The 13892-nt window shown below is 31.1% G+C and carries 14 protein-coding genes; 7 read left to right on the top strand and 7 right to left on the bottom strand.

Annotation, left to right across the window (positions count from 1 at the left end):
- The 5 genes from J8L88_RS19360 (at position 1) to J8L88_RS19340 (ending at position 3218) form a co-directional block, all read left to right on the top strand.
- Positions 1 to 474, top strand: a complete 474-nt coding sequence (locus J8L88_RS19360; RefSeq protein ID WP_118389491.1) for a hypothetical protein — start codon at positions 1 to 3, stop codon at positions 472 to 474.
- A 28-nt stretch (positions 475 to 502) separates the two neighbouring features.
- Positions 503 to 874, top strand: a complete 372-nt coding sequence (locus J8L88_RS19355) for a DoxX family membrane protein (RefSeq protein ID WP_118389489.1) — start codon at positions 503 to 505, stop codon at positions 872 to 874.
- Positions 875 to 1340: 466 nt separating this feature from the next.
- Positions 1341 to 1889 carry a carboxymuconolactone decarboxylase family protein gene (locus tag J8L88_RS19350; protein WP_027393705.1) on the top strand — a complete coding sequence of 183 codons (549 nt, stop codon included), beginning with the start codon at positions 1341 to 1343 and terminating at the stop codon, positions 1887 to 1889.
- 119 nt (positions 1890 to 2008) lie between these two features.
- A complete protein-coding gene (locus J8L88_RS19345) occupies positions 2009 to 2377 on the top strand; it encodes a cupredoxin domain-containing protein (RefSeq protein WP_027393704.1) in 369 nt (122 codons plus the stop codon).
- A 127-nt stretch (positions 2378 to 2504) separates the two neighbouring features.
- Positions 2505 to 3218 (top strand): hypothetical protein, encoded by a 714-nt coding sequence (locus J8L88_RS19340; protein ID WP_211061604.1) that lies wholly within the window; start codon positions 2505 to 2507, stop codon positions 3216 to 3218.
- 15 nt (positions 3219 to 3233) lie between these two features.
- Here the strand turns inward: J8L88_RS19340 and J8L88_RS19335 are convergent, their stop codons facing one another.
- A complete protein-coding gene (locus J8L88_RS19335; protein WP_027393702.1) occupies positions 3234 to 4397 on the bottom strand; it encodes an MFS transporter in 1164 nt (387 codons plus the stop codon).
- Between the two features lie 137 nt (positions 4398 to 4534).
- On the opposite strand from J8L88_RS19335, the gene J8L88_RS19330 reads away from it, so the two are divergent.
- Positions 4535 to 5386 (top strand): AraC family transcriptional regulator, encoded by an 852-nt coding sequence (locus J8L88_RS19330; protein ID WP_211061603.1) that lies wholly within the window; start codon positions 4535 to 4537, stop codon positions 5384 to 5386.
- Positions 5387 to 5396: 10 nt separating this feature from the next.
- On the opposite strand, the gene kynU is transcribed toward J8L88_RS19330, so the two are convergent.
- Entirely contained in the window at positions 5397 to 6677 is a 1281-nt protein-coding gene (gene kynU, locus J8L88_RS19325) for a kynureninase (RefSeq protein ID WP_211061602.1), read from the bottom strand.
- A 556-nt stretch (positions 6678 to 7233) separates the two neighbouring features.
- Here kynU and J8L88_RS19320 point away from each other — a divergent pair.
- Entirely contained in the window at positions 7234 to 7875 is a 642-nt protein-coding gene (locus J8L88_RS19320; RefSeq protein ID WP_027393699.1) for an O-methyltransferase, read from the top strand.
- 67 nt (positions 7876 to 7942) lie between these two features.
- Here J8L88_RS19320 and J8L88_RS19315 read toward each other — a convergent pair whose 3' ends face one another.
- The 5 genes from J8L88_RS19315 to J8L88_RS19295 all read right to left on the bottom strand — a co-directional run bounded on the left by J8L88_RS19315 (position 7943) and on the right by J8L88_RS19295 (position 13874).
- Entirely contained in the window at positions 7943 to 9436 is a 1494-nt protein-coding gene (locus tag J8L88_RS19315; protein ID WP_211061601.1) for a S8/S53 family peptidase, read from the bottom strand.
- 330 nt (positions 9437 to 9766) lie between these two features.
- On the bottom strand, positions 9767 to 10060 hold the full coding sequence (locus tag J8L88_RS19310; protein WP_027393697.1) for a twin-arginine translocase TatA/TatE family subunit: 294 nt from the start codon (positions 10058 to 10060) through the stop codon (positions 9767 to 9769).
- 88 nt (positions 10061 to 10148) lie between these two features.
- Positions 10149 to 12461 (bottom strand): M1 family metallopeptidase, encoded by a 2313-nt coding sequence (locus J8L88_RS19305; RefSeq protein WP_211061600.1) that lies wholly within the window; start codon positions 12459 to 12461, stop codon positions 10149 to 10151.
- A gap of 61 nt (positions 12462 to 12522) precedes the next feature.
- Entirely contained in the window at positions 12523 to 13029 is a 507-nt protein-coding gene (locus tag J8L88_RS19300) for a DUF6702 family protein (protein WP_211061599.1), read from the bottom strand.
- Between the two features lie 83 nt (positions 13030 to 13112).
- Complete coding sequence (locus tag J8L88_RS19295) at positions 13113 to 13874, bottom strand: hypothetical protein (protein WP_211061598.1); 762 nt, start codon at positions 13872 to 13874, stop codon at positions 13113 to 13115.
- Positions 13875 to 13892: the final 18 nt, after the last annotated feature.

Genomic DNA, 13892 nt, shown 5'->3' with positions numbered 1-13892 from the left:
ATGAAGACTTTACGCAATCACATATCAATAGTTATAACATTATTTTTCTTCGCTATATCTTTTTCAGGTCACACACAAGAAAAAACATATAAAACTCAATTAGAAACAGTATACCTTAAAAATACTAAAGAAGTAGTTTATAAAAACACTTTTAGCAATTACAACGAAAATTTAATTGCTCTCAATGAAATTAAATTTAAAAAAGAAATAAAAAATTCTAAGGGAGAAAACACCTCTTTATCTTTTTCTTCTAATAAAAACAATGTAGAGTTAATCACTTCTTCTTATCTGAAAATCATACGAAAAGCAGCTAATAGAAGTAAGAGTCCCGAAGCATTTCAGGCTTTCTTGATGAACAATTTACCTCAATTATCCAATCAATTTGCTAATGATAACAACCTTGAGGAATTGTATTTTATTTCTAGAAAGAATACCTTTAATGGAAGAATAGACGCATTACCCAGTGTTCTATAGTAACTAACACAAACTCTAACATATTAAAATGAAAAATGCCTTACCCCTGGTATTAAGAATAATTGTTGCTATTATTCTTATACAAACCCTTAGATTTAAGTTTACTGGACATCCTGATAGTATTTATATTTTCTCTAAAGTTGGCCTAGAGCCATATGGAAGAATAGCTACAGGGATTGTAGAACTTATTGCAGGAGTTTTATTATTAATCCCCAAAACAGTTTGGATAGGTGCTACAATAACCCTTGGAGTTATCGGCGGTGCCATTTTTATGCATATTACAAAACTTGGAGTTGAAATTAATAATGATGGAGGTGTTCTTTTTATCACTGCATTACTAACTTTTGTTCTAAGTGGCATTATTCTATGGATGAAACGAAAAGAAGTAAAGTTTTTTTAGAATAAAACATATCATATTATACTTTCTATAAACCTCCTTAATTGGAGGTTTTTTTATTTCGGGAAAAATTGACAAGTAGTAGGGAAAAACAACCATTCTAAAACCTTCATTAGAGCCTCATCTTTGTACTATTAATTTAAAACAATATAAAAATGATAACTAATAATAAATCCATATTCAATTTAATAGAGATTTTCCGTCAGGGAAAAAGAAAAATTGTAAACACTCTAAATGCCAAAGCGCACTGTGATCAAAGAAGTCACCACGATTTTTATTGTGATGTAGAAAGACCTTTTATAAGCACTCGAAAATAAGCTAAGGGAAAAATTGACAAGTAGTCGGGAAAAACGGCCATTCTAAAGTCCTTAATCCCATCGCATCTTTGTCCTGTCAAATTAAAAGACAATTAAAATTAAATATAAACTCATTCTGAAAAATAAATTCAGGATACTAAAAACATAAAATCATGGCAACATTTAATGTACCTACAAGAGAAGAAGTAAATGCAACAAATCAAGGGATTTTTGACAATCTTAACAGCGCATTAGGTTTTGTACCTAACTTATATGCAACTTATGCACACAGTGAAACTGCATTAGAAAATTACTTAACTCTATCTAACGCAAAAACATCTTTAAAAGCTAAAGAAAAAGAAGTTGTTAATCTTGCAGTTAGTCAAGTAAACAATTGTATTTATTGTTTATCAGCACATACAGCAATTGGAAAAATGAATGGATTTACTGATGAGCAAATATTAGAGTTAAGAGCAGGGCACGCATCTTTTGACAGTAAATTAGATGCATTGGCAAAACTTGCTAAGAATATTACAGAAAATAGAGGACGTACAGATCAGGATGTAGTAGATAATTTCTTTGCTGCAGGATATGACAAAGGAAATCTAGTAGATACCATTGTATTAGTAGGAGACAAAACTATTTCGAACTATATCCATAGTACTACTCAAGTCCCTGTTGATTTTCCTGTAGCACAACCACTAGAAACTACTACAGTATAAATCACTCAACCACCAATAAATACATTCAAGAGTTCTGAGGAGAAATAACATTATAAAATATGTTTCTCCTCAGAAAAATTAAAAATAATTTTCAACAATAATCATAAATATTAAAAATCATGAAAAAGTTAATCACATTATTTACATTTATTTTCGCAATTACATTAAGTACATCTGCTCAAGAAGTTAAAACGGTTTCTTTAGAACAAACAAAAGGAGAATTTACTCAGAAACAAGTAACATTATCAGAAGGTAGTTACGTTTTCAATATATCTAACAACAATTCTGGAACTGATGTTGGATTCGTATTAGTCCCTGCTGGTAAAGATGCTTCAGATCCTAAAAATCATATTCAATCAGCGTATGTAACTAAGGTTGTAGCTGAAGGAAAAACTGAAAGTTCTAAAACCGTAACATTAAAAAAAGGAGAATATAACTATTTCTGCCCTTTAAATAAGACACCACAATACAAGTTGATTGTAAAGTAATTATACATACAAGAACAAATAAAAAAAGCTTCCATAACAGGGAGCTTTTTTTATTAATACCTAAAACGATGTTAATTCAATTCATCACGAATTTTGTTTTTTTATTTTAGCGAAAAACTCAGTCAAGATGAAAAATGTAATTAGCGTATTCCTACTTTCTATGTTAGTAATAGCTTGCAAGCAAGAGACTAAAAAAGAATATCAATACGAAGAGGATGCTGAATTAAAGGAAACCGAAACAGTTCTGCATAAAATACCAACTACGGCTGAAGCGATTGCCAATGCGAATGGCTTTAAAAACTGGGAAAAAGTTAAAGAAATAAAATTCACCTTTAACGTTGATAGAGATAGTAGTCATTTTGAACGTTCTTGGAATTGGAAACCAAAAAAAGATGAGGTTACAATGATTAATTCTAAGGATACCATTACCTATAACAGAACTAAAATAGATAGTACTACACTAAAAGCTGATCAAAGCTTTATTAATGATAAGTATTGGTTACTAGCTCCGTTTAACTTAGTATGGGATGAAAATAGTTTCTCATCAGAACATGAACTAAAAGCAATTGCACCTATAAGTTCTAAAGAAATGCAAAAACTTACCATTATTTATAAAAATGAAGGTGGGTATACTCCAGGAGATGCATACGATTTTTATTTTGAAGGTGATTTTAAAGTAAAAGAATGGGCATTTCGTGAAAAGAACAAAAAAGAAGCTTCCTTAATAACATCATGGGAAGATTATGATGATTTTAATGGAATTAAAATTTCAAAAACTCGCAATCGGAATGAAGGTAGTTGGAAACTTCATTTTACTGGCATAAAAGTAATTACAGAATAATACTAGAAGAATATATTATTTAATAGCTCTTTTTGAAATAAAAAATGTAACAATTAATGCAATTAATGTTGCTATCAACAAGGCTGTAAAACTAAGCTTTAGGCTTTCTATTTTGGACAAAAAACCAAGAAATGGAGGACTTATCAAAAAACCGAGATAACCAAATCCTGCAACGAAAGAAATTCCTTTCGCAGAAGAAACACCTTTGGTCTTACCAGCTAATCTAAATAACTCTGGAATAATCACAGAGAAACCTAAACCGATTAATCCAAAACCAGTTATTGTTAGAACCAATGAAATACTTAATACAGCTAAAAAACCAAGCGCACTGATCAAAGATCCTCCTATAATTATTGCAAAAGACCCAAAATGTTTACTCACAGCATCACCAAAAAAACGACCTAGGGTCATCATTAAAGAAAAAGCAACAAAACCAAATCCAGAAATCTTCTCCGAAGATATTTTTACCACATCCTGCATATAGAGTTTACTCCAATGCTCTATTGCTCCTTCGCTACCCATAATTAAAAATGCAATAATTGTAAGTCCTAATAAAGGTTTGATAAGTTCTAAATCCAACCGTTTATTAGAAGATTCTTCTTTTTCTCCCTTTATGGTTATATATTGTTTACATACTAAAAAGTTGGTTAAAATCACAAATATTGCGGCATACAACATATGTAATAATGGAACCTCAAAATAAGTAATCAAAAAACCACCAATACCTGCTCCAATAACACCTCCTAAACTAAAAAAACCATGAGAAGCAGACATAATATGTACATCATCTTCCTGTTCTATTTCAGATACCAATGCATTCATTGCAATATCGGTTAAGCAAGCAAATAACCCTACAACGAATAACACAACACACAATACCAAATAACTTGGAGCAACAATTGGCATTAAAAAAAGTAGAGAAAAAATTGAAATCCCAATAATTGTGGTCTTTCCTACACCAAATTTTCCAATAATAAAAGATGATAAAGGTATCATTGCCAGCGTACCTAAAGCGAAACAAAAAAGTGCTATTCCCAGTTGCGCATCATCAATTAGCAACTTAGCTCTAATTTTAGGTATATACAACACCCAAGTACCTGTCATTATATTAAGCGAAGCAAAAACCCAAGCAGGCCCAAAATATCGTAATTTAGTAAGAATAAGATATAAAGAATTCAATTCGTGTAGTTTAAACAATTAATATCATATCAAAATTAACTACAAAAATAAATCTAAGGTAAAACAAAGTATTCTAACAATAAGTCAATTTATTCTATAAATAGTAATTATCTGTTTAATTATGATAATTTTGTTATATGAAGCCATCCTATGAGCAAATTTATCTGGAACAATCCAAGTCTTTAAAAATAGAAAGTTATACTAAGGATTCACTTTGTCACGAAATAAACTGGCATTTACATCCTGAATACGAAATTGTTTTTATTAAAAATGGAAGTGGTATTATTCAGGTAGAATCTCATCTTGAAAACTATCAAGATGGATTACTCATTTTTCTTAGCCCCAATATGCCACATATGCCTTTTGGTAATAAGGATTTTAGAGACAATGTAGAGGTAGTAATTCAATTTAATGAAGATTTTATTGAAGAAAAACTATATCATTTTCCGGAGTTTTCGATAATTTTAGATTTCATAAAGAAATCTCCTAAAGGTTGCATCTTTTCTCAGAAAATTAAAGATGAATTATCTGCGTCTTTTTTAAGACTTTCTAATCAAAACAATATCGAAAAGCTATTAAACTTTATTAATATTCTATATCGACTTTCTATTTCTAAGAATTATAGATCAATTATAAAAACAAATCATCTAGAAATTGACAAAACTTCTTTACCCAGAATATCAAAAGTTTTTGAATATGTAAATAAAAACTACGCTAAAAAAATCAAATCAGAAACTTTGGCTAAAGAATTAGGGTTGACTACAAATTCATTTTGCAGAATTTTTAAATCCTCTACAGGAAAGAATTTTATTAGTTTTTTAAATGAATTTAGAATTAAGAAAGCGCAAGAACTTTTCTATAATAGCAACAATATGTCTATCTCAGAAGTGTTATACCAATGTGGGTTTAATGATCCTTCTTATTTCTGCAAACTCTTTAAAAAACAAACCGGTCTTTCACCTTCCGCATATATTAAGGCATTAAAATGAGGGACTCAATTTATACTTTTTGCAATATCCCTTTCTTAAGAATTTGACCAAACTCGTACATATCCTCATAAGAACAATAAAAAGGTGCTGGAGCTAGTCTAATTACATTTGGTTCTCTCCAATCTGTAATTACTCCATTTTTCATTAAATAATCAAACAACTTTCTTCCTTCTCCATGAAGAAATACAGAGAGTTGTGTCCCTCTTTCTTCTTGACTCGAAGGAGTTATTATTTCGAAAGTACTTTCTAGTTCTAAATCAATTGATTTTAACACAAATTCTAAATAAGCAACAATGAGATTTCGCTTTTCAATAAGTGCTTCCATCCCAACTTTTTCAAATAATTCTAGTGAAGCCAAATACGGCGCTAATGATAAAATTGGTGCGTTACTCAATTGCCAAGCATCTGCATTAGGCATGGGTTCGAACTCTGGTTCCATCAAAAATCTAGACTCTTTTTTAGTTCCCCACCAACCTTCGAACCGTGGAATATCTTTTCTGTCATGAAATCGTTCATGTACAAAGCAGCCAGAAGCATTTCCTGGACCACTATTCATATACTTATAACTGCACCAAGATGCAAAATCCACATCCCAATCATGTAATTTTAATTCAATATTACCCGCGCCATGTGCAAGATCCCACCCAACAAAAGCTCCGATATCATGACCTGCTTTAGTAATAGTTTTCATATCAAAAACCTGACCTGTATAATAATTAACACCACCGATTAAAATCAAAGCACACTCCTCTCCTACTGATTTAATAGTAGATAAAATATCTTCTATCCTAAAATTATGTTCTCCAGGACGTTTCTTAATTTCTACAATAGCATCCTTTGGATCATATCCATGAAATCTAACCTGACTATGTAACATATATTGATCACTAGGAAATGCCTTTTCCTCGCATATAATCTTATATCGTTTCTCTTGAGGTCGGTAAAATGAAACCATTAGTAAATGAAGATTTACTGTTAAGGTATTCATAACTGTAATCTCAGAGGGATTAGCTCCAACTATTCTACTTAGGGGTTTGGCTAAACGTTCGTGATAGTCCCACCAAGGCATATCTGCATAAAAATGTCCTTCAACAGCAAGTTCTGCCCAGTCTTTCATTACTTCATCGACATACTTCTTTGTGTTTTTAGGTTGAAGTCCTAAAGAATTTCCTGTAAAATATATGACCTCTTTCCCATTAACTTTAGGAAAAAGAAATTGATCTCTATAAGAGCTTAAAGGATCTTGTTGATCTAACTTTTGAGCAAATTCTTTACTGTTTTCAAATTGCATTTTTGAATTTTGATTCAAAAATACAGATTAGAAATGAGATTATATAATGTTTTAAAATGCTGTTAAAAATATTGGGGAAATTACCGCGTATAATTACTTTCATAGCTCACAACAAATTCGTCGTAAAAATTATATAAAAAAAGACATAAATCCCGAGTATCTTTAAATGTTCGAACATACAATATCTCTTTAACTCATATTTTAATTAAAGAATTAAAAAATTAGACGGTGTACAAGAAATTGGTAAGAAAGTTCAGGAAAATGTAAACGGTGGGCATTGCACTCCTTGCGGTCCTGGATAATGTGGACAGATTATTTTCCCCAGGCTAGATTGATTTTTCGCACCTTATTAATCTACAGGCAACAGAATTTTATATTGTTAGAAATATAGAATAAGTATTGCAGCGGTTTATTCAAAAACTACTGCATTTTTTTCAAAAGAACTTTTGCTTCAGCAAAATTATAATTCCCCTAATCTAAAAGAATATTTATAAAATTATACTCTTTAAATATTTAGTTCCCAAAATTACTAGCTTTGCAAAAAAAATAACACCCTATGCACTTCATACCAGAAGCATTAGATACTTATGTAGTAAATCATACAGAAAAAGAACCTGAGTTATTGGAGCAATTAACTCGTGAGACCTACCAAAAAATATTACAACCTCGTATGCTAAGTGGACCATACCAAGGTCGTGTATTAAGTATCCTCTCTAAATTAATTAATCCGAAAAATATTTTAGAAATTGGTACTTATACTGGCTATTCGGCTTTATGTATTGCCGAAGGAATGCGAAAAGATGGAGAACTCCATACCATAGATATTAATGAAGAATTGGAAGATTTCCAACGAAAGTATTTTGACCTTTCACCTTATGGTAATCAAATACATCAACACATAGGTAATGCTACTGAGATTATTCCAAATCTAGCTATGAAATTTGATTTGGTTTTTATCGATGCAGACAAACCAAACTATCCCACTTATTTTGATTTAATTATTGATAAAATGAATCCTGGAGGTGTTATTTTATCAGATAATGTTCTATGGAGTGGTAAAGTTATTGAGGATATAAAAAAAGATGATCTTTCTACAAAAGCTCTGTTAGCATATAATAAAATGTTAGTAGATGATAATCGTATCGAAACCGTATTATTACCTATTAGAGATGGATTAACAATTAGTAGAGTATTATAAAAAAAGTGGAATCTATAAAGACCCCACTTTTCAGATGTATTAGTAACTACAATTGCTAATTCATTAATTATTGCACTGCTTTTAGTGCGTCGATATTACCGTAACCAAATTTACTATTTCGATTAGGATAAAACTCTCCTGCTCTTTTTAACTTATCCAATACTTGCGCTCTAGACATATTAGGATTACGTGACCAAACTAATGCCGCAATACCAGCAGTCATAGCTGTTGCTACAGAAGATCCGCCAACATAAGATTGTGCACCATTATTAAATCCTAGTACTGGTACAGTTCTACTAGTGTTACTAGCTCTTTGCATAATAATAGTAAAATCAATTTTACTACCATCGTGACAAATATCACAACGATTATATCCATTATCTTTTAACCCTGTTACTGCAACAGTTTCACTCATACTTGCTGGAAATATAACACCATACCAATTGGTAAAAGTAGTAGATGTTCCTCCGGCTGCCATGATCATTTTACCTTTTCCGTACGCATACTTAACAGCATCTTTTACATTTCCTATAGACCAAGGATATCCTACTGACATGGAAATTATTTTAACATCACTTCTATTCCCTAATGCTTTTAATGCATTACTCACTCCTTTGCGTTCGTGATAATCGTTTAAAACAACATCTTCTGTTCCTCTATATGCTACCAAATTAGAATTGTATGCAACACCAAGTGGCATAAAATCATTATTACGTGGTGAGGCAATAGCAGAAGCCATCTGAGTTCCGTGCCCACACTTATCGTTCGGGCCATCAACATTATTAGACCACCACCAAGGAGAGTCAATAAATGTTCCGAAACGCTGTACAGACCTTCCATTAGAAGCTCCATCATTAAAACCATTTCCTAAAAGATTTTGGTTAGCTGATAAGCCAGTATCTATAAGCCCAACAGTAATTCCTGCTCCAGTACTCAGGCTCCAAGCATCATCAATATTATGATTTTTATAATTCCAAGGTAATCTCGCATTAGGAGAAATCACACTATAATCAGCACTGTTAATAGATTGTCCACTTTGAGAACAACCTGCAGATTTTTGTTGCACTTCTTCCTGTAAATAAAACCCATAACCATTAGGTTCTAAATAACGAATATTATCCATTGCAAGTAACTCTTCAATTGTTTCCAATTTGGTTACTTTTAAATCTAAAACATTCAATACATCATCTTCTGTAATTTGAAAATTAGAACGTTTTTCTCCTTCACTCTTCTGAACAGTACCATAAATATCTTCTACAATAATATTTAATCTAGACGATCGTTCTGTTCCTTCAATAAAACTTTCTCCTTTTTCTCCGAAACCAATTGTTAATACTTCACCTCCATGCATCACTGCACTATATAACATATGTGCTGATGCATCATTAGCCCAATCCAAATCACCATTTTGCTTAAGCTGTGTCTCAATAAAGGAGTTAATCTCTTCGATGGATAGAATTTTCTGAGAATCCAGACTCTCGTCAATAATTTCTTCAGGATTATTTTTTGAACAAGATACAACAAGGAATAACCCTAAAATTAGAGGAATAATTTTTTTCATTTTAGTATAAGATTAATGAGTTTGTGTGTTAATGATTTCTAAGGTCTTTATTTCCTTAAAAACATCAAATAATTATCATTTAGTTAATTTCTGTACTAATTTATTAAATAAAATCTAAATATTGATACATTATATTGAAAGAATCTTAAAAATAATTGCGTTCCTATGCTTGCATAGGACTAAAAACTGGTTCTAAATACCAATGTTTATAAGGGTTTTACAGAAAAATACTACAGAATGAATTAAACTTAAAAAACAAAGGTTTTTTTTAAAGTTTGTTATAAAAAAGGAAGATTTTTTATTGAAATACTAAAAAAAGGTGTCGTAAAGTTAGAATTTACGTTTTACTGGACCAGTAACATCTTCGATATCACTTTTAACTTGATTTATTTCTTTCTTGATATCTGAAGTAATAGAAGAAGGAATATCTGTATCTATTCCGTGCTTTTCAGCGCTTTTGGTAATTTCAGATTTGATATCATTGGTAGCATCTTTTACAATTCTCATACCTTTACCTAAACCTCTTGCTATTTCAGGTATTTTATCTGCTCCGAAAACCATAACCAAAATAAATACTATAAAGGCAATTTCTGTTCCGCTTATAAATAAAGGTAATACAATCATATCAGTGCAAATATAGCTACAATAATGTATACAAAAAAGCCGTTCGTGATCACGAACGGCTTTAATCTATAATTTAAAGGTTTTTTAACTATTGTCCTTTTACCTTATTTTTAAACTTATCAAATTTTCCTAATTTTTTATTCTTAGGCCAGCTATTATTAGAAGTATCGATATCAGCAGTCTCTTGATTAGGATCTACAACAATTTTAGAAATTGCTTTTTCAGAAGCAACTGCTCTTTTTACAGCTGCATCATTTTTTCTCCAGATCTCCGCTGGATACGTTATCGTCTCTGTAGTACCATCTTCATAAGTATACTCTACTATTAATGGCATTACTAAACCACCAGGTTTTTCAAAGGTAACTTCATAAAAATATTTTGGCTCCTTAAGAACTTCTCTTTCTTCTACAGAAAAATTATCGATCAAATACTCTTTTAAAGTCTTAGCATTATCAATTATATTACCGTTCTTTTTTATTTTTTCGTATTCTTCACTATCTTCTTCAACCATAAATACTAATGGACCAAAATCCTCAATTTTAGCTCCTCTTGCTGCTACAAAATCCTTGGTTCTTTGATTTGGTTCTTTAGAAACAACATATTTTTTAACATCTTTAACACCTATATCTGTATAATCTGTAGTATAGAACCATCCTCTCCAGAACCAATCTAAATCCACAGCAGATGCATCTTCCATAGTTCTAAAAAAATCTTCTGGTGTTGGATGCTTAAACATCCATCTTTGAGAATATGTTCTAAAAGAATAATCAAAAAGATCTCTACCCATAACAGTTTCTCTAAGAATATTTAATCCCGTAGCCGGTTTGGAATATGCATTAGAACCAAATTGATAAATATTATTAGACTGAGACATAATAGGAGATATAAAACTCTGGTCTCCACTCATATAAGGAACTATTTTAGCAGCTGGTCCTCTTCGAGAAGGGTATTTTTTAAGCGGTGCAATTGCATCTGGATACCATTCTCCAAAATCTTGTTCGGCAACATATTGAACAAAAGTATTAAGACCTTCATCCATCCAAGTCCATTGACGCTCATCACTATTTACAATCATTGGAAAAAAGTTATGTCCAACTTCATGAATAATAACACTCATCATACCAAATTTAGTACGATCACTAAATTTTCCTTTTTTATCAGGTCTACCATAATTCCAACAAATCATAGGGTATTCCATACCTTGATTCTTAGCATGTACAGAAATAGCTTTGTGATATGGGTAATCAAAGGTCATTCTACTATACGATTTTAAAGTACTTGCTACGGCTTTAGTTGACCAATCTTCCCATAAAGGATTTCCTTCTTTAGGATACATGGAAACCGCCATTACATCTTTACCTCCAATTTTTACCGCCATCATATCCCAAATAAATCTTCTAGAAGTGGCAAACCCAAAATCTCTTACATTTTTTGCACTAAGTCTCCAAGTTTTTTTGCTTTCGGAAAATGTTTTTTCTTTAGCTTCTGCTTCTTTTTGAGTTACAATAAGAACTGGTTTATCATATGATTTCTTAGCTTTTTCGTAACGACTCATCATTTCTTTAGTAAATACCTCTTTTCTGTTTACCAAAACTCCAGTCGCATCTAAAATATGATCCGCTGGTACTGTAATATTAACATCGAAATCTCCAAAAGGAAGTGCAAACTCTCCTCTTCCCCAGAATTGGTGATTCTGCCATCCTTCTACATCATTATACACTGCCATTCTAGGATAAAACTGTGCGATAACATACGCTCTATTTCCATCTTCGAATTCTTCATAACCCGATCTTCCTCTTCCATTAACGTGATCGTTAATATTATACCACCAATCTATAGAAAACACAAATTTACTACCAGATGCTAAATTTTTAGGCATCTCTACACGCATCATTGTTCCATTAATAGTATATTCTAAAGGTTTACCCGAAGCATCTTTAACAGCCGTGATATTAAATCCTCCATCAAAAGACTCTCCTAAATATTTACCTACAAATCTATTTGGCGGATCAGCTGCATCAACCCCAGTTGGTTGAATTAACGGTGTTTTTGATTTTCTAGACCGCATATTCTGATCTAATTGTACCCAAAGAAATTCTAAATTATCAGGAGAATTATTAGTATACGTAATAGTTTCTTTACCCGTAAGTTTTTTGTTTTTGTCATCAAGCTCGATATCCATTTTATAATCTGCTTGCTGTTGATAGTAAGCAGAACCTGGAGCTCCAGAAGCAGTTCGATACATATTAGGTGTAGCAAATTCATCATACATTTGCTTAAACTTATTCTGATTTGTATGCCCCAACTCACGAGCTTCCTCGCCGCTTTTTTCATTTTGAGCGTACAGTCCTAAACCAGTAACAAATAATGTAACTGTTAGTATAAAAAGTGTTTTTTTCATTAGAGTGTAATTGTGTTAAGTAATAAATTGCAAAATAGTTGTTTTTTAAAAGTTTAGTGATTTATTCACTAAACTTTAACATGCCTTGATCTTTTTCTTTTTCGAGTATAAGGCTTTTACGTTTTTTTTGTTTTTTAACGTGTATGATATTCTGCTGATCATCAAAGAAGTCCATCAAAACTTGATTAGAAACAACTATTGTTTTTAAGGATTCTACATTTTCTACCTCTAGATAACACAGGACTAAATCATTATCATATTCTTTCCCTATGAAATTAAAAAAGACTTCCTCTCCATTTACTGTAATAGATAGCTTTTGTTTTAAATATGTAGTTAGATACTGATCTACCTTTTCTTCCTGTTCATTAGAAACTAACTCTATCGTCTCATCATATCTTTTTCTAAGAACTTCTTCTATATCATCGACAAAAATCCTGGAAATAATCTGCAAAGATTTCTCTTCTTCTTTATATTCTATTTGTGTTACACTAACATAGAATTTATGTAAGGCGGTAAACGAACTCAATGAAACCAGAAATACTGATAAAATAATTAATAATTTCTTCAATTTAAAATAATTTATACGATGGTAAATGTACTATTTTGACATAAAATATTATGCCAAAAATGTTTTATTAAATAAAAAGAAAGTTATTTATCAATTTCTTTAAACTCTTTATAGGACTTTGCTTTGGTCTGAAAAAACTCTAATAATGATAATTTTTTAGTGTTTTCTAATAAGTTTTCAAAATAGCTATCTTCCGCGCAATAATACATAAAATCAGATATTAGATCTTCTGACAATCCCAAATCATTTGTGAAAAATGCAACACTAAATGAGGTTTCACCTTTATGAATTAGTTTATCTAAATCCTGAATAGCTTTTATTTTTTTTAATTTTTTTAGCGTTCCATTTAAATAATTAATCGGGCGATCTATAATTCCAGATTTTGCAGTATAGATTCTTCTTTCTACTTGGGTAGGTTGTTTTATATCTCTAAATGGGAGCCCCAAACTCTTATTACTTACAAAAGGTTTTGTCTTAATACCTTTAGTATCTTTATCAATATTTCCTGAAAGATTAATGTTACTAACATTTACTTGATCCAGTTTTCTTACAATAGGAGTCAGTTTTATTCGAAAATCTTCGTTATTTATATCAAAATCTCCTACAACAAGAGAGACTATCTCATATTGGACAGAAGAAAAAATAATGGAATCATTAATTGATACAGGAATTTCAAAATAACCTTTGTCATCATTGGTAGTTCCTATCTTCTTAGTATAGTTTACAATATTTATGGCAAATCCATCTAATGAATCAGCAACGATAACTCCCTTTAATCTTTGAGATTGTCCAAAAGTGTTAGTTATAACAACAAAAAATATAAGAATAGGTAAAATTCTGGCCATATGATGAATTAGTTTTAT

It is taken from the genome of Aquimarina sp. MMG015, from assembly GCF_018100855.1.
GTDB lineage: Bacteria > Bacteroidota > Bacteroidia > Flavobacteriales > Flavobacteriaceae > Aquimarina > Aquimarina latercula.
This window is presented reverse-complemented; position numbering and strand designations above follow the sequence as displayed.